Here is a 26,204-nt window from a genome sequence, read left to right on the forward strand (position 1 = left end):
GAGAGAGAGATGTCGCTTCGCTTCAAGCTGTTCGCCGCGTTTCTTGCTTTGATTATCCTGCCGTTATTTCTGCTTGGCATAGCGGCATATTACTTTATATCGCAGGCGGTGGAGAAAAATTACGCACAGCAGGCGGAGCTGACGCTGCGGGCGCTCAGGCAGAACGTCGAGTTCGTATTCAGCGAAATGAACAAAGTGACAGATAGTACGATTGCGAGCATAGCGCTGCAAGAGATGCTGAATCAGAAGGGGTACGACATGGAGCATTTATCCCAGATTCATATGCTGGAGCTGAATGAGATTCAGCAAAACTTCCGCAGTCTGCTTATTAACCATCCGTCCGTTAGCTTCGCGCTCATGTATCCGCTGGAGGACAACCGTGTAATTCCGATTTATTCCAAGGACTACTTCGAAGCATTGCCATTCTCCAAGCTCAAGGAGCATCCGATCTATGCGGAAGTGCGCCGCCGTGACGGACAGCCATTATGGGTGGGGCCGTATGAGTATCCGGAGCTGACGAGCTCAGACCCCATCTTTACCCAAATACGCGTGGTCAAGGATCTGGAGACGCTGGAGGACAAGGGGATTCTACTTGTTCAGACCAAAAACTCTGCCCTTGATGCGGTATTCCGGTATTTTCGCTTCAATCAGGAACGGTACAGCACCCGATTTTTCATAGTGAACAAGGACGGCAAAATTTTGTATGACAGCTCTCAGGAAATGAATGGAGGGGCGATTGCGGACTACACCGACAATGGGTTCCAGGTTAATCCGTCATTCCTTAGCGCAAGGCAGTCGTTTCAATCCGAGGATAGCGTCGTGTCCAGCGTCAGCCTGCACAAGGAGAACTGGCATCTGGTGTCCGTCGCCTCCTGGAGCTCGTTATCGAGTCAAATCGACCGCTATGCCAGATGGGTAGCGGCCTTGCTCACTATTACCGTGCTGCTCGCCATGTTCTTTCTGTTATTCTCGGTCAATCGGATTGCGAAGACGATCATTCGGGTCGTACGATTCATGCGGAGAGTGGAAGAGGGGGAGCTTGGCATACGGATGGCGGTACAGGGAAGAGATGAGCTGGGGCTGCTTGCTAGCGGATTGAATAGCTTGATTGCGCGCATCCAGCATTTGCTGGAGAGAATCAGACAGGAGCAAGAGCAGAAGAATCGTGCGGAGATGCGTGTCTTGCAGACACAGATCAAGCCGCACTTCATCTTTAATACGCTTGAATCCATCAATGTGCTTGCGGTTCAGAATGAAGGCAAGAAAGTAAGCCAAATGGTGCTAAGACTGGCGAGCATATTGCGGATCAGCTTCAAGGGGCAGGAAGAGATTACGCTGCGCCAGGAAGTCGAGCATTTGATCAGTTATTTGGAAATTCAGAAGTTCCGCTTTGCCGACAGCTTTGATTATTCGATTGACATACCCGAGAGCTTGCTGGCTTGTACGCTGCAGAAGCTGACGCTTCAGCCGCTCGTCGAGAACTGCATCCAGCATGGATTCGACGGATTGGAACGGAGGGGAAGCATTATGATTCGCGCTAGCTCCGACGACGATCGAGTACGGATAACGGTGGAGGATAACGGCATCGGGATAGACGGCGATATGCTGGCCCGATTTCAATATATGGCGTCGGATGAATACAACGTCATTCCAATCCAAGGCGGTATAGAGCATAACCCGGAGCGCAGGGGACTGGGCATTCGCAGTGTCGCGGATCGGATTCGCATTCAGTACGGCCCGACCTACGGACTTCTCATATGCTCAATGCCGGGGTTCGGGACGAAGGTGCAGTGCATCCTACCAAAGATGGGACCGGGTGATATCCATGAAATTAAAGGCCATGCTGGTTGATGATGAATTGCCGATCTTGCATAACCTGAAGGCTGTTCTGCCATGGGAGGACATGGGAGTTGAGGTCGCAGCGCTTGCGCGCAATGGCAAGGAGGCGCTGGAGCACTTCCGGGAGCTGAAGCCGGATCTGGTGCTATGCGATATCCGGATGCCGGTCATGGACGGCATGGCGTTCTTGACGGAAGCGCGCAAGGATGATGCGGAATGCGACTTTCTCATGTTGACGGGCTATCAGGAATTCGAATATGCAAGGGAAGCGCTGCAAAGAGGGGTTCGCGACTACATTCTAAAACCGATCGATTATGAGCAGCTGGAACAATCCGTGCGTCAAGTGTGCGGGCAAATTCGCACCCGAAAGCTGGATCGCATGCAAGAGGTAGAGCGGTGGGGGCGCATGGCAAGCATGGCCTATGAGAAGCAGCTCTACCATGCGCTGCTGGGCTTCCATACAGACAGTGACTGTATCTGGCTGCCGGAGCATGGAGTGGCGCTTGATCGTCTCTGGTACTCGCTCTATCTTGCCGATATCGATCAATATGCCCAGCTTTCCTTGCAATGGTCGGATCAAGAGAGAAGAAGCCAAAATGCCGAGATTACAGAGACGCTGCAGCATCTGGTTGCGGCTGACGGAAGCTCTTTTGCGGTCATGCAGCTGCGTGAAGGGGAATGGTGCATCGTCGAACAGCGAGCAAGAAGCGTGAATTGGCGAACCCGCGCAGACCATGCGAGCGAGCGGTTGCAGCACTTGCGGGAAGGCATGAAGGAACGCATGAAGCTGCCTATTAGCTTCGTCGCTTATCCTGAAGGAGTCAGGATTACCGAAATGGAGTCTGCGTACAAGAAGCTGCAGCGTATGCTTCTGCAGTCGGCTGGCAACTGGAAGCTATCCGGTGCCAGGGGCAAAGCTGCTGATAACGAGCTGCGTGAAGACCCGTCATTATGGCGCGCGGTGGATGTTATCGTCTCACGTATGAGAAAGCTGGATCAGAGTGCAATGAGCCAAGCGTTGATCGATTTGAAGCATTGTGTCATCAAGAAGCAGGAACAAGAAAGGTACTGCGCGGAGAAGGTTCTCCACTACTTGCTGCTTCATCTGCTCCGCGAATTGAGAGAGATGAATATGATCGCGCCACAGGAGGAAGAGAAGATATGGAGAAAGCTGCAGCATAGCATTAGCGTAAAGAATGTGATGGAGATGATCATCGAACTGGTGGATGACGCCATGGATAAGGCCTATAGCAAAAAAACAGGCGAGATGCTAATGTTGTCTGCAAAGGATTATATCCATAGGCGGTTATCGGGCGATCTGGGGGTTGAGGAGCTTGCCAATTATCTGGGCATAAGCGTCAGTTATTTCAGCCTGTTGTTCAAGTCGCACTTTGGCGAGACGTTCGTGGAGCATGTCACCCGGCTGCGCATGGAGATGGCCCAGTCGCTGCTGCTGACCACGGACAAAACCGTAACGGAAATCGGTTCGGTGTCGGGCTATTCGGAACGCAGATATTTCACGAAAGTATTTCAGAAGTTTGCCGGCATGACGCCGTCCGAATACCGCGAGTATCATCAAGCGGAGAGATAGCAGGGAATGGCTCCTTGGCGCATAGTTTGCGCCAAGGCTTTTTTGCGTTTATCTCCATATGCTGATGGTCATAATGGGAGGAGATGATCTACAGGAGAAGGTAGCGTAGCCTATGCAGCAGAAGAAAGCGGCCCGTAATAGGACCCATCAGCAAGGAGACCTGTTTTGGGAAGAATTCGAGTCGGTGCCGATCGATCCGAAGGTCTTAGCCAACATGAACAGGATCATGCAGGACCTGGGCGACAGTGATGATGTCGTGATTCGGGACCTTCGGCAAGAGAAGTCGGATGCGATTGCGGCTGCGGTCGTCTATATAGACGGTCTGTCAGACTCCGCTGTTATTAATAGCTTTATTTCCAATTTGCTGTCCCGTTCCGTTCAGGATGCTGGATATGAGGAAGAAGCCCGCCGAAGAAAGGAAGCTCATGAGACAGATTTGGCAAGCATTGCCGAGGAGCTGTTGTTCGGCATGGGTTCTATACGTACGGTCAGCCAATTGGCCGACCTGTACCGCAATCTGCTCTCGGGAGAAGCCATTATTCTAATAGACGGGGCAGCCTATGCCTATCGGGCGGATATTCGTCATTGGAAGGGCCGCGACGTTACCGAATCGACGAATCAGACCTCCGTCAGAGGCCCGCGTGAGAGTTTTACAGAAACGCTTCGAGTCAATACCTCCTTAATCCGGCGCAAAATAAAAGATCCTCGGCTTTGGCTGGAGACGATAGCCATCGGACGTATGACCAAGACAGATGTGACGTTAATATATATGAACGGCATCGCCAAGCCATCGGTCATTGAAGAGGCGCGAAAGCGGCTGCGGGCAATAGATATCGATAGCGTGCTGGACAGCGGGTATCTTGAGGAGCTCATTGAGGATGGGAAATATTCGTTGTTCCCGACAGTCTTCAACTCCGAGCTTCCTGATAATGTGGCTTCCCAGCTGCTGGAGGGCAAAGTGGCGATTGTGGTCGACGGTACTCCGAATGTGCTGCTCGTCCCGACGCAGCTTGTTTCGTTTTTCCAATCGACGGAGGATTATTATCAGCGGTCAGTCTATGCGAGTCTGCTGCGCATATTGAGATTTATAAGTGTATTCATCTCCTTGCTTCTGCCGTCGCTATACATTGCGATTACGACCTTTCATCGGGAGATGCTTCCGGCCTCCTTGCTATTCAGCCTTGCTGCTCAGCGCGAAGGCGTTCCGTTCCCGGCGTTTGTCGAGGCGCTTGTCATGGAGCTCACCTTCGAGATCCTGCGCGAAGCAGGGCTGCGCATGCCCCGGGCAATCGGCCAGGCGGTCTCTGTCGTCGGGACGCTCGTGATCGGACAAGCGGCGGTGGAGGCGGGCATTGTCTCTGCTGCCATGGTTATCGTCGTATCGGTAACAGCGATATCTACCTTTACGCTGCCGGCTTACAGCATGTCGATCCCGGTGCGTATTCTCCGCTTTGCATTTATGGGAGTAGCAGCGAGCTTTGGCTTGTTCGGCGTCATTATGGGATTGTTTGTGCTGCTGCTTCACTTGTGCGCTCTTCGTTCCTTCGGAGAACCGTTTATGTCTCCATTCTCGCCTTTTAGGGCAGTTGAATTGGAGGATACGCTTGTCCGTTTGCCGAGATGGCTAATGTTCAAGCGTCCCGGAACTTCAGAAGGGACTGGCAGCACGCGGATACGGAGGCGTTGGTAAGGAGGAGCAAGCATGTGGACCAGAGTAATCATTATCGTGCTTTGCCTGGCCATGCTTACTGGCTGTTGGAGCAGGCGTGAGCTTAATGAGATATTAATTGTGCTTGGGGTAGGCATTGACTGGGAGGACGGGGAATACCTCGTATCCTTCCAGGTCGTGAGTCCAAGCGAAATATCGGCGCAGAAGAAAACGGGAGATCGCCCGCCGGGATCGCTATTTCAAGTAAGAGGCAAGACGGTATTCGAGGCGGCCAGAGCGATTACGGCAGAGGCGCCGCGGAAGATGTATTTTGGCCATCTGCAGCTTTACGTCGTAAGCGAGGCGCTTGCCAAAAAGGGGATACATGATTTTATTGACAATATTCTACGAGATAATGAGCTGCGAATGGACTTTAATCTGATTGTTGCCAGGGGAACAAGAGCGGAGAATGTGCTGAAACTGTATACCCCTATCGAGAAATTGCCTACGTACAGCATGCTTCAATCGCTGCGCAACTCCGAGAAGCTATGGGCGCCTACGGTATCCATTACGATGGATGAGGTGCTTAACCGCTTGTCTGGCGACGGCTATGAGCTTGCGTTGACAGGAATCCAACTATTCGGTGATCCGACAGCTGGCGACTCTCCACGTAATGTGAAATCATTCCTTCCCCCAAGACGATACCGATATAAAGGCATTGCCGTGTTCAAGGATGATCGTCTAATCGGGTGGTTGAATGAAAAAGAGAGCAAGGGCTACACGGATATTACGGATAATTTGAGGAGCTCCACCATCGAGCTCGCCTGCAGCTCACGTCACTATATAGGTATCGAAATCGCGTCCTCAGAAACCAGAATGAAGACCGCTTTGGTGGACGGCATGCCTGTAGTTACGATTGAGTTAAGATCGGAGGCTGCGGTCGTCAATATGCCTTGCAAGCATATCGACCTGACAGACCCGGCTGCGATAAGCAAGCTGGAAGAGGATTCGGCATTATCCATCAAGTCCAATGCTATGGCGGCGGTCAAGCGGGCAAAGGATTTGAAATCGGATGTGTTTGGTTTCGGCAACCAATTAGGCAAGGATCATCCCGCTTACTGGAAGCGTGTAAGGGATGACTGGAACGAGAAGTATTTCCCTGAAGCGGAGATTCAGTACGACATTAAGGTGTTTATTCGCAAGACAGGCACGACAGGCAATACGACACTCAAGTAAGCATAGGGAAGGAGAGTCCGATGAGTTCATTAATTGGCGTAATCGCGCTAGCGGCTGCTGCTGTATGGCTGGAAGTCCCCCGACTCCTTCACAGGGAGCAGAAGCGTGAGCTTGCTATATTTTTCATATTTTTGGCCATTGGAGTCGCACTCTACAGCGCGCTTGTTATGGAAGTCAGCCTCCCTAATCCGTTCGTCCTGGTCAAAATGATGTTCGGTTGGGCGGTGTGATCGTTTATACCACCTTAAAGGGGGGGATAGCTTGGAGTTCACGAATGCGAAAATTTCCGTCAGACAGTTTCAAATCTTAATCATCCTTGGCCTGACTGGAGATTCTATCTTGATCTTGCCGACCATTATTGCGTCCTCGGCGAAGCAGAATGCGTGGATATCGATGCTCCTTGCGTATGCGGTCGGGCTTGTGCTGGCGGGATTCTTCGCTGCGATTGCAAACAGGCTGCAAGGCGACAGCCTGATTGCCGCTTCGCGAAGAGTGTTTGGAGGATGGATTGGCAGTGTTGTCGGCTTGTTCTTTCTGTTCAACTTCTTCATGTGCAGCTTGACGCTAGTCAGCGAGCTTAGCCAATTCATGACGACGCAGCTTATGCCGGAGACGCCTGTGAACGCGATTATCTTGATTTTTTTGACGGTTGTGATTGTGGCATACCGGTATGGCATAGAAGCTTTCGCCCGGATGGGGGAATTGTTGTTTCCAGCTTTTACGGCATTGTTTTTGATATTGGCGATCTTGTCTCTAACCAATGCGGAAATAGACAACGTCAAGCCGATCGCAGCCGATGGATTATGGTCTATTATTAAGGGCGCCATCCCGGTTATGACCGTTGCATTCATGGAGATGGTTGTGTTGCTGGCGCTCGTTCCTTATGTAGCAACCGATAAGAAGCTGACCAAGCCTATTATGAAGAGCTTTGCGGCGGGCGGCCTCTTTCTGTTTATCATTGTCGGGCTTTGCTTGCTCGTACTTGGGCCGAATTTAATGGAAACCAAATATTATCCGACGTTTATACTGGCCCAGAAAATAACAGTCGGCAACTTCCTGGAACGGTTGGAAGCTATTCTGGCATTTTTATGGATTATCACCGTGTTTTACAAAACACTGCTGTTGTTTTTTGCCCTTACAAGCGGACTGGCACAATGGTTCAAGCTTCGTGAGAGCGAGATGCTAACGATCCCTCTCGGCATGATTATATTGGTTCTGACCATCGTCAGCACGCCTAATATAGCGGTGTATAATCAAATTATAAAACGATATTACAATTGGTTCGATCTTATGTTCTGCTTCTTTGTTCCGCTGCTGCTGCTTACCGGTCTGGTCTTGCGAAAAAAGAAAGGAAAAGCAGCCAATTCCTGATCGGTAATGGCTGCAACCCGACGATCGATCTGGATCTCCGGATATTGATTCATAACAGAATTTCTTGCGGGAACCTGATCCATAATTGGAATGACAAGCCGTCCTGGCATCGGGGCGGCTTGCTGCATGATTTTGGCATAGAAAATATTGGGGGAGGGCATTAATAAGGGATGCCAGGGGCGGCAGGATAGCGTGAAGAGGGGAGCGAGACATGAAGAATAACGTCGACAAGATCAATTTTTCGCAAGTATTTATGATGTTTTCTTTGGCCAATGGTCTTGCCAGCCACGTCGTCGTGAATCCGATGATTCTGGACGCTTCGGGAAGAGATTCATGGATTACGGCGCTCGTATCGGGCGGCCTGTTCCTGTTATGGATGCCGCTCCTGTATTTCATTATGAAGCGTTCCGGGCAGCAGCACTGGAAGTCATGGCTCTCCAGCCGCATATCGCCGTTTGTCGCTTGGCTGCTAGTTATTCCTATCATTATTCAAATGTATATGATAGGCGGGATGACGGTCATCCATACGGCTACATGGACGACGACCAATTATTTGCCCTACACCCCCAAGATGCTGATGGTGAGCTTTCTCATCCTGTTCTGTTCCGCGATTACACTGTGGGGCATTCGGGTCATTGCGATTGTTTCCGGCATTCTGCTTCCGATCGTTGCCATACTTGGCATCTTCGTCAGTACGTTCAACGGTCCTCAAAAAGACTATTCACTGCTTAAGCCAATATTGGAGAGCGGTGTACAGCCAGTCATGGACGGCGTTGTGTATGCGGGCGCCGGGTATGTAGAACTGCTGGCTATCATCCTGCTGCAGCATCATTTGAATAAAAAAATCAAGCTGTGGCAGCTGCTCGCATATGGCGTCTTTTCAACCATTATAACTTTGGGGCCTCTTCTTGGCGCAATTACAGAGTTTGGCCCTGTTGAGGCGTCGCATCAGATGACCTCGCCCTATGAACAATGGCGGCTTGTGCAGATCGGGCAGTTCATCGAGCATCTGGACTTTCTGTCCATCTTTCAATGGATTTCGGGAGCGAGCATAAGGATCAGCCTATCGGTCTATCTGCTGGTAGAGCTGCTTCAAATCAAGCGGAAGCGGAGCAAATATTGGGCGATCGGCATCATCATGCTGAGCTATATCTTGTTGACGCAGTTTAAGGTGAATGAGTATGCCTTCTATATATGGATGTACAAGTATTACATGCCGATATCACTCATCATTCTGTTGGCATTATCGTTCATATGGCTGCTTGTTGCTTTGGTTAGGGGAACTGCCAAGAGGGAGGAAGCGACATGAGCAAGGGACATGAGAAGAGTGAGCGATGGACCGAGGAGCGACTGCGGACATTGTTCGAGGGATCGTCCGATGTCATTATCCAGACTTGCAGATACGGGAGCAAAAGCAGTCTTGAAGTTGTTATGGTCTATGCGGATGGACTGACCCGATCGTCTGATATTGGCCGCTTCGTGCTTCCTGAGCTGAATCGAATCTACGCAGAATATGGATCGTTCGCTGATCCGATTGATCGGTTATCGAGCGTGCTGCCGATCCATGAGGCAGAGGCTCAAACGGATGACGACCTGTCCGAGATTGTGTTCGATGGACAGCTTGTGCTGTTGTTTCTGGATAACGGCGTGATGGGGAGTATGAGCATAGCGGACAAGCCGACGAGACAGCCGTACGAATCAAGCACGGAAATATCGGTCAAAGGTCCGAGAGACGGCTTCGTAGAGGACATCACCGTCAATATTGCGCTAATTCGGAAAAGGCTCAGATCTCAGTCGCTCCAGGTAGAAGAGGTTATCCTGGGACGGAGATCGCGCACGCGTGTCGGACTGCTCTACTTCCGGGATATTATTAATCCGAAGATTATCGAAGAAATTCGGAGGCGGTTGAGCACGATTGATGTGGACGGCATTATGAGCATAAGCCAAATTGAAGAGATGATGTCGGATTCGGCACTGAAGCTGCTGCCGACCATGGACTTTACGGGACGTCCGGATTATGCGGTGAACAGCCTGCTGTCGGGCAGGGCTGTCCTGGTGGTGGATGGGCTTCCGATGGTATTGATCGCGCCAGCCGGCTTGTCGCTTATTTTGAAATCGCCAGAGGATGCTCATTTTAATTACACCTACGTATCCTTCGCGCGAATCATTCGGGGAATCAGCTTGTTTCTCTCCATCTTTCTTCCAGCGATATGGGTTGCGCTAATGTCCTTCCATCAGGATCAAATTCCGTTCCGCATGATGGCGACTATCTCGGTATCGCGGCTTGGCTTGCCGCTGTCGTCGCATATGGAGATGTTCCTGCTTCTGACGCTGCTGGAGATATTCCGGGAAGCCGGTGTCAGGCTGCCCAGCTCCATCGGCCAGACACTGACCTCGATCGGCGGTTTGATTATCGGCGATGCTGCAATCCGCGCAGGGATGGTGTCGCCCTCCGTCGTTGTCGTCGGAGCGATCACGGCAGTATCGGGCGTAACGCTGGTCAATCAAACCTTAAGTTCGCAGGTCAGCATATTGCGATTTGTGTTTTTCCTCTTGTCTGCGCTGCTCGGCTTGTTCGGAGTTATTCTTGGGATCGTGCTGCTAATCAGCTACATGGCGAGCTTGCGATCCTTTGGCGTTCCGTATTTGTCCCCTTTGTCTCCGCTTAACGTGAAGGAGCTGGTCGTATCCTTCCTCCGGCTGCCTTATCGCTTAATGAAAAAGCGGCCTAGCGTTCTAAATACGATTGATTCCGATAGCCAGAAGGGAGGAGAGCAATGATGCGAGCCAAGCAGATTGGTATATTTATTCTGATCTGCTTGCTTACAGGAGGCTGCGCCCGATTGCCGGAAATTCAAAATATGGCTTATGCTACAGCAATCGGGGTTGATTATGTAAATGGCAAGTGGATTGCTTATGCGCAGATCCTCAATTTTGCAACGGTCGCCCGGACCGAACAGGTCGCGCTGGGCAAGAGCGTTCCGGTATGGGTGGGCGAGGGTAAGGGAGATACACTGGCATTGGCACTGACGGATGTCGGAAGAACAGCTCAGCTGCGGTTGTTCTGGGGGCATGTCAAGGTGGTTGTCATGTCGGAAAATGCCATGAGGCTGGGGGTTAATAACGTATACGGCACCATCAATCGCTACAGGGAGGTTCGATACAATGTGCTTGTCTATGGAACTAAGCGTCCGATCAAGGATATTTTAACGCAGAAATCGATTTTGAATTTGTCGCCGCTCGATACCGCGATGTTTACTACGTCGCAGATGAGCTCCGTGCAATCCATTGTGCTGCCGGTTACAGGCAATCGGATCATTGCCTACTTGAATGAAAAGGGGCAGGCCGCCTATATACCGTCTATCGACTTCGATGATGTGGACTGGACGGAGGATAAGAAGCCTAAGCCGATGTATATGATCTCCGGCGCCTATTTCTTTCGCGATCTGAAAATGACGGACTGGATGTCTGCGGAAGAACTGATGGGCGTAAGATGGTCCGATGAGCGGCTAGAGCGTACGCCGATCGAGGTGGACAGGGACGGCGAGGCCGTGGCGACCATCATGTTCGAGCATCCGAAGATGCGCATTCGTCCTTATGTGGAGGATGGGGAGCCGCGGTTTGATATCCGTGTATCGACGGATGGATATGTGATGGAGATTGTGCAGGATACGGATATGGAGAAGCTCTCGCGATTTGCGGAGGAGGATATCCGGAAGGAGATCGAGCTGACCTACCGGAACGGCTTGCGCATCAAGAGCGATCCTTTCGGGTTAGGCCAGCTATTATATCGCAACAAGCCGAAGGAATTCCGTCGAATCATCGCTGGCAAGCCGTATTTTTTGAAACACGATTCGATTAAGAAAATTGACGTTCGCGTCCATCTGATGACAACAGGCAAGTATAAAGGAACCAAGCCTTGATGATGCATATATGGGGAAATGAATGGATGGGCGAGTGGAGTCCGGAGCCTTGTCCGGAAGCGGGCACTGTGCATGGAGAGCCGGTTTAGTGAGGGTCTTGATGGCGTACATCGATCTCATTTTGTCCGTCAATTATGTTGCAACGTAGCGAAATATCCGATATATTGCATATGAATGAATCAAACTGAGGTGGACGTGTGATGCCAGTACCCAAAAACTTTGCAACACCGGCCAGAATGTCGGCCAAGGAGCGGGCTTTTGCCCAAATTCAGCGCTGGATTATCGAGGGGACGCTGCTGCCCGGCGAGAAGCTGATCGACGCGGAGCTAGCCGAGTCGCTTGCAGTCAGCCGGACACCGATTCGGGAGGCCTTCCAGCTCCTGGAGGTGCAGGGGCTCGTTACGATGCAGCCGGGCAAGGAGACCAGAGTGACCAGTATTGAACGCGAGGACTTGCAGAAGCTGTACCCAACGCTTGCCGCGCTCCATGCGCTGGCGGCGGAGAGCGCGGCGCAGCTGGTTACGGAGGAGCAGATCGGGCAGTTGAAGGCGCTGAACGCGGCATTCGCGGGGGCGATTGAATCCGGGCAGCCCTATCCGGCCATGGAGCTGGACGAGCAGTTCCACAATCTAATTGTAGAGCTGTGCGACAACAGCTATGTGGCCTCATTTAGCGCCTCGCTGCAAATCCATATCCGCAGATTCAAGTATGTATTCCTGAAGCAGCCTATCGCGGCGACACTGGCTTCTGTCGAGGAGCATGCGAAGATTATAGAAGCATTGGAGCGCCGTGATTCGGAGGGAGCGTCCGAGTGGATGAAGCGGAATTTGATCAGACCGATGCATGAGCTGGATGCTGTGATGTAAGCGGAATGGGATGAACTTATGCATATAAACAAAAAATACGACACCCGGCGTTGCTGCATCACGCCGGGTGTCGTTTTGTTGTGGGCGCAGCGGTTAAGGGATGCTTCGCCATAATACGTCCTCAGCCGGACGCCGCGGGCTGGGCAGGGAATCATTCGCGGGCGAGCCGATGCGGAATGTGAAGATGTTATGCCAGCCCGGGAGCGGAATCAGCTTCTCCAGAGCTTCTCTGAAGCTAGGCGCAAGATTCATTGCTTGCTCCCGGTCAATCCGTTCATTAGGCTGGTTCATCGGCTGGACTGCCCATCCGTTCGCCGACGCCCATAGATGCATGCGCTGAAAAACCTGGCCGGCTCTGATCAGACTGCTCCGATCGCGGCTTGGTACGAGCAAGCATGCGAAAGCGCCGGCGGTCGGAACCTGCGTATCCCTTGTCGACTTAAGCCAATATTGATTGGATGTTGCCTCGGATACCGGGAACAGCTTGCCGATGGCCCGTGTAAGCGGCGAACTTCCGGTTGCATCGAGTGTTGTGCCGTCCTTCATGGCATGAAGCACTTCCCGGTCATGGCGATACCAACGGTGGCTGTCTTTAGACTGCTCGGCATCGGAAATAATCGCTTTCGTGGCGCTAATGATGATGTCGCCCATCGTTGATTTGAGCGGCTCATCCTGAAGCCAGGCAAGCGAGACGTTGTCATCTGGGCCGATAAGTCCCTGCAAGGAAGTATGCAGACTTGGAGGCAGCTCTGCTTTCCGCTGAAAGGCGGAACGATCGGTATGTCTGGACGGGATGGCCTGGTAGAGCTCGGAGATGCTCCTCTCGCCGGGCGTTAATACGATTCTGGCGACATGAATCTGATCATGCTCACCGGACATCAGTGTTACCTCAGGCGAATAGCCGCTCGCGCGTGCCGCCAGAGTCAAATTCTCCAGAGCGCAGCCTAGGCTGATATGCATCTCGCGAAGCATAGGGTCCATCGAACCCAAGTTTCTGGACACATCGGCAAAGAGATCAATCGCAGTATCGGTGATTCGGAATAGCCAAGGCTGTGCATTATGGGCATTCGCTGCGAGAATAGCTGCCTTGATCATAGGCAAGGGATGAGGCGCCGCTTCCATGGCGCTTTCCCAATCCCGCCAAGCTTCATAGGCGGGGCCTTTCCCAGTGGAGAAAACGCCCTGATCGATCGCCTTCCATACGGTGCCGCCGGAGACGATGACGGCTCCCGCCAGAGCGGCTTTTAGAAAGGTGCGTCGCGAAACTTGCGGCTGGATGGCGTTTTTCTTAGCTTCCATTACCAGTGTCCCCCTTCATATACGACATGTGAGGCTCCAGCAGTGTCTCGATGAGAGTGACGCCCTTGGTGAATTGCTGTTCATTAATCTCTACGCCATTCATCTCCAGGAAGGATAGCCAATTCATAGCGATCATCCAACACACCGTTAATGTCTGTTCGATATGGGCATCGTCACGGAAGGAATGGAGTACGCCTGCGGCAATGAATCGTTTGGCAAACTCGCCTTGCTCGAGGAACCGCTGCTTCGTCATGGCGATATGACGGTTCTTCAGCTCTTCGTCTTGCTGGAACAAGGCGATCGCCTCCCGGTAGAAGAAGCGGTAGCGCCATAGCAATTCGAAGTTGTCATGCAGTTTGGCCTGCAAATCCGACAGGCTGGGCTCGCGATGGGACGGAAGCTCCCATACGGCATTCCAATCGGCATACATAGCATCCATGATGGCACGGATAATAGCTGCTTTATTGGGATAGTGGTAATAGAGATTGCCGGGACTGATGCCGGCTGCATCGGCGATATGATTGGTCGAGACAGGGCCCGTTCCTTCTGAATTGAACAGCCCGATGGCAATGTGAAGGATTCGTTCTTTGGTACGGCTCATGGTCCACCTCCGTTTTAGAGTAATTACTCTAATTTGTATGTAGTGTATCCCATTCCGGACCGCAATGCAAGCAGGGACACCAATAAGACGGCCTGCAGGAATCGGTATCCGGCAGGCCGTCTTATTGAGGGGGATATAGAGGGGAGTGGAACTTGCTTAACCTTCCGTTCCGGTTGCGGATGCGTATTTATACTTCTGCTTTACGACGTCTCGCCATGCAAAGTCCGCACGCTCCATCGATTTGATGAGCAGCTCGGCAGTAGCGATATTGGTGGCAAGCGGAATGCATTGCACATCACACAGGCGCAGGAGCGCAATAATGTCGGGCTCATGCGGCTGAGCGACAAGTGGATCGCGGAGGAAGATGACCAGATCGATGTCATTCGAAGCGACCATGGAGCCGATCTGCTGATCGCCTCCAAGCGGACCTGACTTTAGCCGGTTGACAGCGACGCTGCTTTCCATCATGATGCGTGAGCCCGTCGTACCAGTAGCGTAGATGGCATGCTTTTCGAAAATATGCTTGTAGGCGATAACAAAGTTGACCATCTCGTTTTTCTTGGAATCATGTGCGATTAAGGCAATCTTCATGATGCATCGCTCCCTCTTGGCATGGAGTCGTGTCGATCGACCGCTCCGGTCTTTAATCTATATGTTATATAATATAACATAACTAACAAGAAATGAAGAGGTTATTTGATTCAGTGTTAGATTTCATTACATAAATATTCAAGAACTATACAGAATAGGCCATTAGACCGCCGGAAAATGGAGGTTAGATAGCATCTTCCAGATATTGAAAGCGGTTAAAAGATAGGCTAGACTAGGAAGGACGAGCGTTTCATGATATGGAATGCGCGGGAAGCCTCAGCCGAATAAGCGAGTGGAGCCCGGCGTTCGTGAAGGTTGGGGATGGAACGGATGAATGTATGGACGAGTACGTTTTTAGAATCTATTGAAGTAGTTAAGGAGCATCTGAGCGGCGAATATTTATTTCTATTAACCGATGATAAAGGCGAATTGCTGGCTATGGATAACAGTGAGGAGATGAAGGATCTGGTCGAGGGGACTCCGATAAAGGTAGGACTGGTATTTTCGAGGGAAAATTGCGGTGTAAATGCCATCTCCGAAGCGATGGAGCATCGCGGCCCCGTCTACTTAAAGCCGGAGGAGCATGAAAGTCCCTTCTTCCAAAACTGGCATTGCTATGCGATGCCGATGATGGCGGGCGGTACGCTGCTTGGGTACCTGGACGTCTCTACCGTCGACGAGGAGCTGAAGAGCGAGCTTATTGCAATCGCCAAGCTTATCTCTATGCATATGCGGAGCATACCCGATATCGAGAACGAGATGAATAAGCCTGTATTGACAGACCGGCAAATCAATGTGCTAAGGCTTATCTCGGAAGGACAGACCGTCAAGTCCATTGCGCATAAGCTGAAAATCAAGGAGTCGACGGTGAATCATCATAAGAAAGTGATATTCGAGAAGCTGGGTGCACAGTCCAGCACCGAAGCTGTCAGTATTGCGGCCAGACGGGCTTACTTCTGAATTCAGGCTGCGATAGGAGAGAGCTGCAGTGCCGCTTGGGCCCCCTGATTAACGAGGGAGCCTCTTTTCATGAGACATGCAATGATGAGACCAACAACGAGCTGACTGGAGGGGGATGGCGATATGGGATATATGGAAGTGGCCACAAGAGCATTATACGATTATTGTCCGGCGCTGACGAAGCGGGATGATTTTGATTCGTTCTGGCAGGAGACGATAGCTGAGGCTAAGCAGGTTCCGCTGCAGTCGGAAAGAGTGGAGTTGGCGTATCCCATACGGGGTGTGAAGGTCTATGACATCTCGTACAACGGAATGGATGATACTCGCATCAAGGGTTGGCTGTTGCTGCCGAGAGTAGAATCGGATAAGCAACTGCCGTGCCTGATTCATTATCACGGGTTTGCTCATAATCGGGGCGAGCCATCCAATTTCATGCATTGGCTCATGATGGGGCTGGCTGTGCTGTCGATCGACTGTCGCGACCAAGGGGGCGGAACGGGCAATCATGCCCATTATTCCCATGGCTTCATGAGCAATGTCGCGAGCAAAGGGATACAAGACAAGCGGGAGTATTATTACCGCTACGTCTATATGGATTGTTTGAAGGCAATTGACTTTGCTTGCGAGCAGCCGGAGCTCGATCCGGAGCGGATTGTGCTGGAAGGCGGGAGTCAGGGCGGCGCGCTGGGCATGGCTGTAGCTGCCTTGGATCAGCGGCCAAAGCTTGCCATGGTGGATGTGCCAAGCAATAGCAACCTGACAGCCCGTGTGGAGGGCAATCACGGGGCGTTCGCCAGCGTAGCCGCCTATTTGAAGAAGCATCCGGAGCAGACGGATGCTGTGATGGACAACCTGAGTTATTTTGACACGATGAACATGGCCGACCGGATCAGTTGCCCGGTACTTGCTTCCGTTGCGCTTAAGGACGAGACTTGTCCGGCCCTTATGTATTTTGCGACTTACAACCGGATTATTAGCGAGAAAGAGATTGTTATCTATCCGTTCAATGGACATGAAGGCGGCGGAGCCAGGCAGACGGAGAAGAAGCTGGCATATGTGGCGGAGCGGTTCGCGGACTGGTTCCATTGACGGCTGACAGTAAAAGATGAGATACATCAAACGGGCAGCTCTTCGGACTTCTTTCATTGAAACCAAGCGTCGGAGATTCCATTCAACGAACAGGACCAAGCACATGGAATCGTTATGAGGTGTATGAGAACAGTGCGATATCGGAGAGGTGTTTTTGTGCGTGAAAGTAAGGATTTAAGACCTATGAGCCGATGACATTCTTCTTCTTAAGACGGGCGCTGGCATGTCGAATTTTATATTGCCAGGAAGTAGCAATACAAGTATGCTGGAGGAAGTAATGTCAATCTCTCACGGGATGGGTGAAGCGGTATGGGACGAGGAAAGGCGATCAATTCGCCATGGATGTATGCGTTCGGCATGCTGGCGATGATGATTCCCAGTCATGCGTTCAGCACGTTTTACAGCTATTATTATGTAGATAAGCTGGGATTGGGATTGGGACTGGCTACGCTCGCCAGAACCATCTTCATGATCTGGGATGCGGTGAACCAGCCGCTGGCCGGCTACCTCTCGGACCGGACGAACAGCAGGTATGGCCGAAGGAAGCCTTGGGTCTATGCATCGATTCCTTTGTTTATGATTGCCTTTGTGTTTGTATTCAGCGCACCGGACGGTATGAGCCAGATGGGACTGTTCACCTGGTTCCTTGTTGCGCTACTATTCTATGAAGCGATTGCGACGATCCTATGGGTCAATTACGGCGCTCTATTCCCGGAGCTGTTTCGTGGTGATACCATTCGCAAGAAGGCATCCGCTATCCAGCAGGGGTATCAAATTGTTGCGATTCTGATTGGCTCGGCTGTCGCGCCCATCCTGTTTAACGGTCTTGGGTTCAGCAGCATGTCGATCATATTCGGCCTGATGTTTGTCGTATTTATGATTCTATGTATGCGCTTCACGCAAGAAGACGCTGCTCTTCGTGATGCGCCGAAGATGGGCTTGAAGGAATCGTTTTCGGCTACGCTTGCGAATAAGCCGTTTTGGGTATTCAATATTTCCAATTCATTCGCCCAGACAGTCAACGGCTTGCTAAGCTCGATGATTCCGTTCTATGCCAAGTACGTGCTTCGCGTCGATGAAAGTATGGTCACATTCCTGCTTGCGTCGATCTTCGTATCGGTCATTCCCCTTGTTGGCGTGTGGTTCTGGATTATTAAACGGATGGATCCAGTCAAAGCATGGCGCTTATCGCTGCTTGCGTATGCGGTATCCGTCATTCCACTCTGGTTCGGCAGCACGCTCCTGGGCGGAATTATGGCCGGCATTATCGTCGGCTTCGGACTGGCGGGTTTCCTTGTGACGCCGCCCGTCGTTAACAGCTTGATCATCGACCGGGACTTCGCGGAGACGGGACGCAGACGCGAGGGCGTCTATACGGCAGTCAGCGGCTTTATTACGCGCTCCAGCGGACTTATATCAGCACTGGCTTTTCTGATTGTGGGCATGATATTCGGTTATGAGAGCGGGGAAAATCCGGGTAACGATCCCGAGACGACGTTCCGCGTCTTAATATCGGTTGTGCCGCTCTTGTTGCTTTTGATATCATTTATTCTATCTTATTTTGTTCGATTAAGAGGTGACGAGGATGGCAGCCAGCACGGATAAAGCACAGCAAGACGACATCATTGCGGCGGCTATTGCCTTTGCGAGGGATTTTCACGAAAAGGATGATACAGGACATGACTGGTGGCATATCCAGCGCGTGTCGAAGATGACGGAGCGGCTAGCCGAAGCGGAGGGGGCGAATCGATTCGTAGCGCTGCTAGCCGCGTTGCTGCATGATGTGGCGGACGAGAAGCTGAATGAGTCCAAGGAAAGCGGTCTGCGCCGGGTGCAGAGCTGGCTTGAGAGCCAGCCAGTAGCCGCAGCGGATTGCGGGCATGTCATTGAGATTATCTCTACGATGTCCTATAATGCAGGACTGAATCCGCCGATGCGAACCTTGGAGGGTCAGGTGGTGCAGGATGCGGACCGGCTGGATGCGATCGGGGCGATTGCGATTGCAAGGTGCTTCCTGTACGCGGGCAAGATTGGCGATCCCATCCATGATCCGGGCATTAAGCCGCGTGATTCGATCACGAAGGAGCAGTACCGCAATGAAGGCAGTACGGCGATCAATCACTTTTACGAGAAGCTGCTGAAGCTCAAGGATCGGATCAATACGCCATCCGCCAAAGCGATTGCCGAGGAGAGGCATCGCTATATGGAGCGTTATGTGACGCAATTCCATGCGGAGTGGGACGGATTGCTGTAGCGTTGTTGCATGCCCTTATTCGGTTATGATAGGGTAAACAAAGCAACGATTATGGGAATAGGGGTATGCATCATGTACGAGATTACGATGGATTTGGTCACCGACTGGATCAATACAGTCAAGGAAGTGTTGAACAAGTCCGGCTATGCGCTGGAGGATGGGTTGTCGCATGAAGAGATTGCGCTTCGCTACTTTCTTCATTCGCAGCCGGAGGATGTAGCCGAAGCGCTTGCGGCTGATACCATGCGAAAGCTGCGGGAGATGGAAGAGATCATTATTAGTCATATGGACTCTACGATTGTACCGGATATTCGCACGCGGACCCGCTATGAGGGCAATGCCTTCCACTTCAGCTGGGTGTACAATGAAGGCGAGCATATTATCGAGCTGAACTCGGAATACCGAATCCCGCTATAAGCGGAATATGAGGTCTGTTCGTAGTTGGATTATAATTGCATATGGGATAGTCGTAACCGCTAGGCAGGAAAAGTGCCGGGCGGTCTTTTTTTTTTGCCGTGGGCCAGCCTTGGCTAGATAAATAGTACAAGCTGAATTGCTGGATGCAGACTGATTAGTCCGCGCAGCTTCCGGGTATACATGGCTAACACAGGAAAGGAGGTCATGACGATGAAAGGCAAAAGATGGCTGTTTACGGCAATCGGCATGGGCGCGACTTATTTGCTGAAGAACAAAACGGCGCGCCGGAAGATCGGTCACGCGCTCCAATCATTTTCTCGTGCTAAAAAATAATGGATTCACTGTTTCAAACTGGCGGAATAGGGTTAAGGATGATCAAGCAAGTCGTTGCAGGACCTTCGGAACCGGTGGCGGCTTGCCAACTAAAACGAAAGAGGTGCATGTCCATGAGTCAAACAGATACGGCATACCGAACAGGTGAATTTGTTCAGCAAGAAGGCGATTATATTTGCGAAGCAGGCCGCCGCACTGCGCTCAAGGAAGGGGATAAGTTTCCGTACTGTCCCGTGACCGGCCTCGATACGAACTGGTATTACGCACAATAACATAAAATACGTTCTCCAAACCCCCTCATAAACGAAAGGCCCTTAAGCCCCCCTGCTTAAGGGTCTTTCGTTTTTTTTGTGCTGATTGACAGGTATTGAAGCTCGTGAGCGGATTTACCATTTCTTAACGCCTGCATAATATCCCGTTTATACTTTCCTTTCATAATTGGAACTAATTCTGCTAGACATTTTGTATTCGAGTTGGAGGGGATTGTTTTGAAGAAAAAAGCAGTACGCGCTATTCTCGCAGGCTGTATGGCATTAACCGTTTTGTCCGCATCGGCGGTGTCCGCTGAAGATGTGGCTCCTGTCAAAGCCTCCCCATCGAAGAATTTGATCGTCCTCATTGGCGACGGCATGGGTCCTGCGCAAGTGAGTGCGGCACGCAATTATCTCATGTACAACAAAGGCATCGATCACCTGACGCTCGACAGCATCTACGTCGGACAAGCGACGACGTATGCGGACCGCGGCGAAGACGGCGGCACGATCGTATCGGGCGTCGTGACGGACTCCGCTTCCGCAGGAACAGCCTTTGCGACAGGCAACAAGACATATAACGCGGCTATCAGTATTTCCAACGAAGATATAGCTGTACCGTTCGCATCCGTTATAGAAGCGGCTGAGCTGTCGGGCAAAGCGACGGGCCTCGTCACGACGGCGCGCATTACACATGCTACGCCTGCCGTATATGCATCCCATGTTAGAAGCCGCGACAACGAGGTGGCTATCGCCTCGCAATATCTGGAGAGCGGCGTAGACGTCCTTCTGGGCGGCGGAAGCTCCTACTTTCTGAGCAAGGATGAGAAAGGCAAACGCTCCGACAAAAGCATTATCGCGGACTTCGAATCGAAGGGCTACGATTATGTAACGGATAAAGCGGGCCTTAACGGGCTGAGCGCTGACAATGGCAAAGTGCTGGGACTGTTCGGCGGCTCCCATGTTTCATATGTGCCTGACCGTACGGCTGAGGTTCCTACGCTCGCTGATATGACGAACAAAGCGCTGAGCATTCTTTCGCAAGAGGAGAATGGCTTTGCCGTCATGATCGAAGGCGGACGCATCGACCATGCCTCCCATGCGAACGACTTCCCGACGACGGTTCAAGAGGTGCTGGATTTCGACGCAGCCGTGAAGGTTGCGCTGGATTTCGCGAAGAAAGACGGCAACACCTCCGTCGTCATTACGGCTGACCATGAGACAGGCGGCTTGTCCTTGTCCCGTGACAACATTTATGAATTGAATCTGGACCTGTGGGATCAGCAAAACAATTCATCCGAATACATTGCAGGCAAGCTGAAGGAAGCCATAACGATTGAAGAGGTAAAAACGATTGTACACGCCAACACATGGATTAAGGATCTGACGGATGAAGAAGCGGCATACATTCTGGCAGGCGACGGTTCTTCCTACGCACAGGAAGGCGGTTATAATGCGGTTATTAGCAAAAGATTGCTGATCGGCTGGAGCGGCCACGGCCACTCCGCAGTCGATGTAGGCGTATGGGCATACGGTCCGATCGCCGATATGGTGAAAGGCCAAATCGACAACACGCGTATCGCGACGGCTTCCGCTGAGATTATTGGCGTTGACTTGGCTGACACAACAGCTAAGCTGCAAGCCAAATATCTCTATCCGAAATTCAAAATAACAAGAGATGGCCAGGTGCTGTACCCGGCCAAAGCGCTAGCAGAGACGCTTGGCGCGAAAGTGGCATGGATTGAGTCGGACCGTACGGCATCCATTGCACATAACGGCAATACGATTGCGGTCAATCTTGACAGCAAGCAAGTAACGGTGAACGGTGCGGCTTCCAATCTGGCAAGCGACGTAGACAACGGCAAGCTGTATCTGCCGCTTGAAGCTTTCAACACACTAACTGGTCAAAAAATGACTTGGGACGCTTTGTCCGAAAGAATCGTGAAGTAAACATTCGCTTGCTTGAAGCGATAGAGACAACAGACAGGGGAGCGTTGCTCTCCTGTTTGCCGTTTGGAGAAGATACGCAAGTGAAGGCAAGGGGGATCGGCATGGCAGACATGATTAAGGTGAAGGGCTTGCAGAAGTCATTCCGTCAACAGCATGGCGCGCAGCTCATAATTGATGTCGGGGAATGGAGTGCGCAAAGCGGCGATGCTATTGCGCTGCTGGGCCCGAGCGGAAGCGGGAAAAGCACGTTTCTCCATTTGTTGGGCGGCGTGCTGCCGATAGACAAGGGATTTCTTGAGGTAGGCGGACATGTTGTAAGCGGGATGAAGGAGTCGGAGCGGGATGCTTACCGGGCAGAGCTGGTTGGTTATGTATTCCAAGACTTTTATTTGGTGCCGTCGTTGACGGTTCGCCAGAATGTCGAGCTCGTCCTGCCCCGTTCGATGGGAAAGACTGAGCGGATGACGCTGCTGGAGAACTGGTTCGAGCGGGTTGGGCTGCGAGAGCGGATGAATCAGCTTCCGTCCAAGCTGTCCAGAGGCCAGCAGCAGCGGGTGGCCATGATCCGGGCGATGATTAATCGCCCTCCGCTTGTACTCGCGGATGAGCCGACAGGTAGCCTGGACTGGGAGACGGCTGCTGTTATCATGCAGCTTCTATTGGATGTATGTGCGGAGAGCGGCTCGACGCTTGTAACGGTGACGCATGACCGCCACTTGGCGGAGCTGTTCAAGACGAAGCTGGATTTCGCGAGCGTGAACAAATGTCTGGACGTTCAACAGCCAGTTCAATCTGTGGAACGGCACTTCGTTGAAGCCGGGGGTGTACAGGCGTGAGCGGATGGACATATGTATGGAGCAACGTCAAGCATCGCGGGTTTCTGACTGTGTTGACAGTCCTTGCCGTGACGGTGACGGTAGCTCTGTTTTCGCTGCTGCTGATGAGCAAAGACGGCGTCGAGCAAGGCGCCCGGAAAGGATACGGGCCGTTTGAGCTGGTTATTGGCGCGGATGGAAGCGAGTCTCAGCTTGTCTTGAACACGTTCTACCGGGTTGGCGCCCCTACAGGCAACATTCCGCTGCAATTGCTGGAGGAGGTTCGTGACAGCGGGGAAGCCGAAGCGGCATTCGGCATGACAACCGGCGACAGCCATAACGGCTATCCGATTGTGGGTGTTGATCCCGCTTATTTTTTGACGCGATATGAGGACCGCAGTCTGGCTACAGGGAAATTGTATGGCGGCCTTGGCGAGGTAACAGTTGGCGCTGCTGTAGCCAAGGCGCTGAATCTGAAGGTCGGAGACACTTTCAGCGGGGCGCATGGATTGGTCGCTCATGTGGATGTGAGCGGCGGTTCGACGGAGGGTCATAAGGAATCCACAGCCGATGAGCATCACACTGAGGAAGATCATGCTGATGGAGCAGGCGCGGAGCATGATTCGGGCCATGCTGCTGAGGGTGATGGGGCAGACGTTGGCTCGGACGGTCATGCGGATGAAGAGCATGCAGGGGCTGGGCATTCCGAGGCCGATCATGGCAATGAAGGGCATGGGGAGTCAGATGGTCACTCCGATCATCATGGGGATGCGCATGCAAGCTTTATGTATACAGTGATGGGTATATTGCCCAAGCTGAATACGGCGGATGACCGGGCGATCTTCACGACCATGGATTATGCCTGGGCTGTTCATGAGACGGATGAAGCTCAACGTGAAATTACGGCGATTATGATTAAGCCGGGATCGCTGATGGGTGCGCAAGCGCTGAAGCTGGCATATGACGCTCTTGACAACGTTCAGGCGGTTTATTCCAGCAAAGCGGTTGCCGATGTGCTGAATGTCGTGGATAGCGGATCGCAGCTTTTATTGATTGTCATGCTGATTTGTGCCCTGCTAGCCGCGTCAACGCTGTTATTGGCACTGATGTCCTCCATTCAGGAGCGTAAGCGGGATGTGGGCTTGCTTCGCTTGATCGGTAAATCGAGAGCTTATATCCTTTCTTGTCTGATCGGAGAAGGGGTCGCGCTAACGGCGGCAGGTATTGTATCGGGCTTTGTAGTAAGCCGGCTGGCTGCTTGGTGGCTCGGAGACTTTATGTTCACGCAGACCGGAGTCCAATTGCAGCCGATGCAGTTGGCTGCGAATGAATGGCAATTGGCTGCGGCTGCTTTGCTGCTGGGTATCGCTGCATCCATCGGACCGGCATTCCGTGTGTACCGGACAGATGCGCTTACCCTATTCAGAAACTAGGAGGGAAAAGGATGATGAGTTATCGCAAGCGGGTTAGTCGGGCCGGTATTGGTTTACTGGCTGCAATGGTCATGCTTGGCGGTTGCGGCGCAGCCAAGCCAGAGACTGGCGATGCAGGCTCCTTCGGCGATGCTGTAGTTGCAGCGGCTCGTACAGATAATAGCGGGCAGATTAGCAGTGAGAGGAATAGCGGCACCGGAGATCGCATTCCGTCCAATTCTAATGAAAATGCTCAAGCGGCTGCTTCTAGTGGGAATAAGCAAACTGTAGGCACAGAGCAAATCAAAAACGAGGGAAAGACAAATGATGCGACTGCGACTGTACAGGATAGAGAGGGTAAGGGAACGGGAAGTAATCGGGCCGGTACTGTAGCGGGCGAAAAGAGTGAGGGGGCGAGTGATAGCGATAAGTCTGGTGAAGCAAGTGAGAATGCTCAGGCAGGAGCGCCGTCAGGCGCGGGCAAGTCGGAGCTCCCGAGCGGGCCTTCGGATCATAAGGGGGCATCGTCAGTTAGTCAAAAGACGAATCAAGAGACGTCGGGCGCCTCGAGCGGGAAAGGAGCTGGCGAGCAAGGGAAGCCGACAGCTTCGAAGGGTTCTGACCAGGAGCCGCCAAACAAGTCCGGAGCAGATGGGAAATCGCAGGCTGGCGGAGGCGAAAAGCCGACGTCTGAGGGAGCCCCTTCCAGCAAATATCCGCAAATTGGCTGGAATGAATTTTTCGATAATGAGGAGCAGGCTACACCTTCCGACCGATTCTGGGATTTGTCCGATGCTCGGAAGACGGTTCAAATTAAAGGCTTTATGGGCGAGGTGCTTTCCTTCGACCAGAATTGGTTCCTGCTCATACCGGAGCCGGGAGCAGAGTGCCCGTTCGATAACGGGGATGAGACGTACTGGAACAAGATTATGATTGTATTTGTCAAAGATGGCTCCAAGCTGCGTTACACGAATAAGCCGCTCAAGCTGACAGGCCGCTTGGATGTCGGCGTCAAAGTCGACGAATCCGGCTACAAAACGATGTTTCGCCTATACGATGCTAAGTTCGAAGAAATCAAAGAATAGTTGAATGCGCTGCAAGCAGAGAAACTCGGCTTAGAGCGCATGCTGAGCGTCGCGAACATGCTGCAAGCAGAGAAACTCGGCTTAGAGCACACGCCGAGCGTCGCGAACATGCTGCAAGCAGAGAAACTCGGCTTAGAGCGCATGCTGAGCGGCTCGAACATGCTGCAAGCAGAGAAACTCGGCTTAGAGCACACGCCGAGCGTCGCGAACATGCTGCAAGCAGAGAAACTCGGCTTAGAGCGCATGCTGAGCGTCGCGAACATGCTGCAAGCAGAGAAACTCGGCTTAGAGCGCATGCTGAGCGTCGCGAACACACTGCAAGCAGAGAAACTCGGCTTAGAGCGCATGCTGAGCGTCGCGAACATGCTGCAAGCAGAGAAACTCAGCTTAGAGCACACGCCGAGCGGCTCGAACAAGCTGCAAGTAGAGAAACTCGGCTTAGAGCACACGCCGAGCGGCTCGAACATGCTGCAAGCAGAGAAACTCGGCTTAGAGCACACGCCGAGCGTCGCGAACAAGCTGCAAGCAGAGAAACTCGGCTTAGAGCACACGCCGAGCGTCGCGAACAAGCTGCAAGCAGAGAAACTCGGCTTGCAGCTTCCGCCGGCCAGCAAACGCCCAGCCGATGGAGCGTTAGCTCGCAGCATTTCCGCTTATTATGCGAACAATTAGC

The 26,204-nt window shown here is 52.2% G+C and carries 25 protein-coding genes; 22 read left to right on the forward strand and 3 right to left on the reverse strand.

Annotated elements, in window-relative coordinates; genetic code table 11:
* Positions 1-9: 9 nt before the first annotated feature.
* The 10 genes from D3P07_RS10755 to D3P07_RS10800 all read left to right on the forward strand — a co-directional run bounded on the left by D3P07_RS10755 (position 10) and on the right by D3P07_RS10800 (position 12,474).
* Entirely contained in the window at positions 10-1,851 is a 1,842-nt protein-coding gene (locus D3P07_RS10755; protein ID WP_119800229.1) for a cache domain-containing sensor histidine kinase, read from the forward strand.
* Positions 1,826-3,430: a response regulator transcription factor gene (locus D3P07_RS10760; RefSeq protein WP_119800230.1), complete on the forward strand. Its 1,605-nt coding sequence runs from the start codon at positions 1,826-1,828 to the stop codon at positions 3,428-3,430. The genes D3P07_RS10755 and D3P07_RS10760 overlap by 26 nt, the downstream gene beginning before the upstream one ends.
* 112 nt (positions 3,431-3,542) lie before the next feature.
* Positions 3,543-5,120, forward strand: a complete 1,578-nt coding sequence (locus D3P07_RS10765) for a spore germination protein (protein ID WP_119800231.1) — start codon at positions 3,543-3,545, stop codon at positions 5,118-5,120.
* Positions 5,121-5,132: 12 nt separating this feature from the next.
* A complete protein-coding gene (locus D3P07_RS10770) occupies positions 5,133-6,314 on the forward strand; it encodes a Ger(x)C family spore germination protein (protein WP_119800232.1) in 1,182 nt (393 codons plus the stop codon).
* 20 nt (positions 6,315-6,334) lie between these two features.
* Complete coding sequence (locus tag D3P07_RS10775) at positions 6,335-6,544, forward strand: hypothetical protein (protein WP_119800233.1); 210 nt, start codon at positions 6,335-6,337, stop codon at positions 6,542-6,544.
* A gap of 31 nt (positions 6,545-6,575) precedes the next feature.
* A complete protein-coding gene (locus tag D3P07_RS10780) occupies positions 6,576-7,685 on the forward strand; it encodes a GerAB/ArcD/ProY family transporter (protein WP_119800234.1) in 1,110 nt (369 codons plus the stop codon).
* A 211-nt stretch (positions 7,686-7,896) separates the two neighbouring features.
* Positions 7,897-8,994, forward strand: coding sequence for a GerAB/ArcD/ProY family transporter (locus tag D3P07_RS10785; protein ID WP_119800235.1), 1,098 nt, complete (start codon positions 7,897-7,899; stop codon positions 8,992-8,994).
* A complete protein-coding gene (locus tag D3P07_RS10790; protein WP_119800236.1) occupies positions 8,991-10,466 on the forward strand; it encodes a spore germination protein in 1,476 nt (491 codons plus the stop codon). The genes D3P07_RS10785 and D3P07_RS10790 overlap by 4 nt, the downstream gene beginning before the upstream one ends.
* Positions 10,463-11,608, forward strand: coding sequence for a Ger(x)C family spore germination protein (locus D3P07_RS10795; RefSeq protein ID WP_119800237.1), 1,146 nt, complete (start codon positions 10,463-10,465; stop codon positions 11,606-11,608). The genes D3P07_RS10790 and D3P07_RS10795 overlap by 4 nt, the downstream gene beginning before the upstream one ends.
* 200 nt (positions 11,609-11,808) lie before the next feature.
* On the forward strand, positions 11,809-12,474 hold the full coding sequence (locus D3P07_RS10800) for a GntR family transcriptional regulator (RefSeq protein WP_119800238.1): 666 nt from the start codon (positions 11,809-11,811) through the stop codon (positions 12,472-12,474).
* 93 nt (positions 12,475-12,567) lie between these two features.
* Here the strand turns inward: D3P07_RS10800 and D3P07_RS10805 are convergent, their stop codons facing one another.
* The 3 genes from D3P07_RS10805 to D3P07_RS10815 all read right to left on the reverse strand — a co-directional run bounded on the left by D3P07_RS10805 (position 12,568) and on the right by D3P07_RS10815 (position 14,965).
* Positions 12,568-13,773 carry an Acg family FMN-binding oxidoreductase gene (locus D3P07_RS10805; RefSeq protein WP_119800239.1) on the reverse strand — a complete coding sequence of 402 codons (1,206 nt, stop codon included), beginning with the start codon at positions 13,771-13,773 and terminating at the stop codon, positions 12,568-12,570.
* Positions 13,763-14,374 (reverse strand): TetR/AcrR family transcriptional regulator, encoded by a 612-nt coding sequence (locus D3P07_RS10810; protein ID WP_119800240.1) that lies wholly within the window; start codon positions 14,372-14,374, stop codon positions 13,763-13,765. Before D3P07_RS10810 ends, D3P07_RS10805 begins: the two co-directional genes overlap by 11 nt.
* Before the next feature lie 156 nt (positions 14,375-14,530).
* Positions 14,531-14,965, reverse strand: coding sequence for a methylglyoxal synthase (locus tag D3P07_RS10815; protein ID WP_119800241.1), 435 nt, complete (start codon positions 14,963-14,965; stop codon positions 14,531-14,533).
* Between the two features lie 330 nt (positions 14,966-15,295).
* Between D3P07_RS10815 and D3P07_RS10820 the strand changes: the two genes are divergently transcribed.
* From D3P07_RS10820 to D3P07_RS26980, 12 genes are all read left to right on the forward strand, one after another.
* Entirely contained in the window at positions 15,296-15,925 is a 630-nt protein-coding gene (locus D3P07_RS10820) for a helix-turn-helix transcriptional regulator (RefSeq protein WP_259391434.1), read from the forward strand.
* A 123-nt stretch (positions 15,926-16,048) separates the two neighbouring features.
* Positions 16,049-17,014 (forward strand): acetylxylan esterase, encoded by a 966-nt coding sequence (locus tag D3P07_RS10825; RefSeq protein ID WP_119800243.1) that lies wholly within the window; start codon positions 16,049-16,051, stop codon positions 17,012-17,014.
* A 309-nt stretch (positions 17,015-17,323) separates the two neighbouring features.
* Positions 17,324-18,619 (forward strand): MFS transporter, encoded by a 1,296-nt coding sequence (locus D3P07_RS10830; protein ID WP_119800244.1) that lies wholly within the window; start codon positions 17,324-17,326, stop codon positions 18,617-18,619.
* The gene (locus D3P07_RS10835) at positions 18,600-19,268 is read left to right on the forward strand and encodes an HD domain-containing protein (protein WP_119800245.1); all 669 of its coding nucleotides are present in this window, start codon (positions 18,600-18,602) and stop codon (positions 19,266-19,268) included. Before D3P07_RS10830 ends, D3P07_RS10835 begins: the two co-directional genes overlap by 20 nt.
* A gap of 72 nt (positions 19,269-19,340) precedes the next feature.
* On the forward strand, positions 19,341-19,685 hold the full coding sequence (locus tag D3P07_RS10840; RefSeq protein WP_119800246.1) for a hypothetical protein: 345 nt from the start codon (positions 19,341-19,343) through the stop codon (positions 19,683-19,685).
* A gap of 210 nt (positions 19,686-19,895) precedes the next feature.
* Positions 19,896-20,018: a hypothetical protein gene (locus tag D3P07_RS27520; RefSeq protein WP_259391435.1), complete on the forward strand. Its 123-nt coding sequence runs from the start codon at positions 19,896-19,898 to the stop codon at positions 20,016-20,018.
* 113 nt (positions 20,019-20,131) lie between these two features.
* Positions 20,132-20,290 (forward strand): hypothetical protein, encoded by a 159-nt coding sequence (locus tag D3P07_RS26975; protein WP_182914264.1) that lies wholly within the window; start codon positions 20,132-20,134, stop codon positions 20,288-20,290.
* Positions 20,291-20,545: 255 nt separating this feature from the next.
* Positions 20,546-22,219 carry an alkaline phosphatase gene (locus D3P07_RS10845; RefSeq protein ID WP_119800789.1) on the forward strand — a complete coding sequence of 558 codons (1,674 nt, stop codon included), beginning with the start codon at positions 20,546-20,548 and terminating at the stop codon, positions 22,217-22,219.
* Positions 22,220-22,320: 101 nt separating this feature from the next.
* The gene (locus tag D3P07_RS10850) at positions 22,321-23,055 is read left to right on the forward strand and encodes an ABC transporter ATP-binding protein (protein WP_259391436.1); all 735 of its coding nucleotides are present in this window, start codon (positions 22,321-22,323) and stop codon (positions 23,053-23,055) included.
* On the forward strand, positions 23,052-24,467 hold the full coding sequence (locus tag D3P07_RS10855; protein ID WP_119800247.1) for an FtsX-like permease family protein: 1,416 nt from the start codon (positions 23,052-23,054) through the stop codon (positions 24,465-24,467). The genes D3P07_RS10850 and D3P07_RS10855 overlap by 4 nt, the downstream gene beginning before the upstream one ends.
* Before the next feature lie 11 nt (positions 24,468-24,478).
* Positions 24,479-25,531: a hypothetical protein gene (locus tag D3P07_RS27525; protein ID WP_259391437.1), complete on the forward strand. Its 1,053-nt coding sequence runs from the start codon at positions 24,479-24,481 to the stop codon at positions 25,529-25,531.
* Complete coding sequence (locus tag D3P07_RS26980; RefSeq protein WP_182914265.1) at positions 25,532-26,203, forward strand: hypothetical protein; 672 nt, start codon at positions 25,532-25,534, stop codon at positions 26,201-26,203.
* Position 26,204: the final 1 nt, after the last annotated feature.

The sequence above is a fragment of the Paenibacillus sp. 1011MAR3C5 genome (assembly GCF_003591485.1).
Lineage (GTDB): Bacteria > Bacillota > Bacilli > Paenibacillales > Paenibacillaceae > Pristimantibacillus.

Excerpts from the sequence above, each read along its gene's own strand:
- D3P07_RS10755 (WP_119800229.1), top strand. The coding sequence starts at position 10 with ATGTCGCTTCGCTTCAAGCTGTTCGCCGCGTTTCTTGCTTTGATTATC.
- D3P07_RS10760 (WP_119800230.1), top strand. The coding sequence starts at position 1,826 with ATGAAATTAAAGGCCATGCTGGTTGATGATGAATTGCCGATCTTGCAT.
- D3P07_RS10765 (WP_119800231.1), top strand. The coding sequence starts at position 3,543 with ATGCAGCAGAAGAAAGCGGCCCGTAATAGGACCCATCAGCAAGGAGAC.
- D3P07_RS10770 (WP_119800232.1), top strand. The coding sequence starts at position 5,133 with ATGTGGACCAGAGTAATCATTATCGTGCTTTGCCTGGCCATGCTTACT.
- D3P07_RS10775 (WP_119800233.1), top strand. The coding sequence starts at position 6,335 with ATGAGTTCATTAATTGGCGTAATCGCGCTAGCGGCTGCTGCTGTATGG.
- D3P07_RS10785 (WP_119800235.1), top strand. The coding sequence starts at position 7,897 with ATGAAGAATAACGTCGACAAGATCAATTTTTCGCAAGTATTTATGATG.
- D3P07_RS10790 (WP_119800236.1), top strand. The coding sequence starts at position 8,991 with ATGAGCAAGGGACATGAGAAGAGTGAGCGATGGACCGAGGAGCGACTG.
- D3P07_RS10795 (WP_119800237.1), top strand. The coding sequence starts at position 10,463 with ATGATGCGAGCCAAGCAGATTGGTATATTTATTCTGATCTGCTTGCTT.
- D3P07_RS10800 (WP_119800238.1), top strand. The coding sequence starts at position 11,809 with ATGCCAGTACCCAAAAACTTTGCAACACCGGCCAGAATGTCGGCCAAG.
- D3P07_RS10805 (WP_119800239.1), bottom strand. The coding sequence starts at position 13,773 with ATGGAAGCTAAGAAAAACGCCATCCAGCCGCAAGTTTCGCGACGCACC.
- D3P07_RS10810 (WP_119800240.1), bottom strand. The coding sequence starts at position 14,374 with ATGAGCCGTACCAAAGAACGAATCCTTCACATTGCCATCGGGCTGTTC.
- D3P07_RS10815 (WP_119800241.1), bottom strand. The coding sequence starts at position 14,965 with ATGAAGATTGCCTTAATCGCACATGATTCCAAGAAAAACGAGATGGTC.
- D3P07_RS10820 (WP_259391434.1), top strand. The coding sequence starts at position 15,296 with ATGAATGTATGGACGAGTACGTTTTTAGAATCTATTGAAGTAGTTAAG.
- D3P07_RS10825 (WP_119800243.1), top strand. The coding sequence starts at position 16,049 with ATGGGATATATGGAAGTGGCCACAAGAGCATTATACGATTATTGTCCG.
- D3P07_RS10830 (WP_119800244.1), top strand. The coding sequence starts at position 17,324 with ATGGGACGAGGAAAGGCGATCAATTCGCCATGGATGTATGCGTTCGGC.
- D3P07_RS10835 (WP_119800245.1), top strand. The coding sequence starts at position 18,600 with ATGGCAGCCAGCACGGATAAAGCACAGCAAGACGACATCATTGCGGCG.
- D3P07_RS10840 (WP_119800246.1), top strand. The coding sequence starts at position 19,341 with ATGTACGAGATTACGATGGATTTGGTCACCGACTGGATCAATACAGTC.
- D3P07_RS27520 (WP_259391435.1), top strand. The coding sequence starts at position 19,896 with ATGAAAGGCAAAAGATGGCTGTTTACGGCAATCGGCATGGGCGCGACT.
- D3P07_RS26975 (WP_182914264.1), top strand. The coding sequence starts at position 20,132 with ATGAGTCAAACAGATACGGCATACCGAACAGGTGAATTTGTTCAGCAA.
- D3P07_RS10845 (WP_119800789.1), top strand. The coding sequence starts at position 20,546 with ATGGCATTAACCGTTTTGTCCGCATCGGCGGTGTCCGCTGAAGATGTG.
- D3P07_RS10850 (WP_259391436.1), top strand. The coding sequence starts at position 22,321 with ATGGCAGACATGATTAAGGTGAAGGGCTTGCAGAAGTCATTCCGTCAA.
- D3P07_RS27525 (WP_259391437.1), top strand. The coding sequence starts at position 24,479 with ATGATGAGTTATCGCAAGCGGGTTAGTCGGGCCGGTATTGGTTTACTG.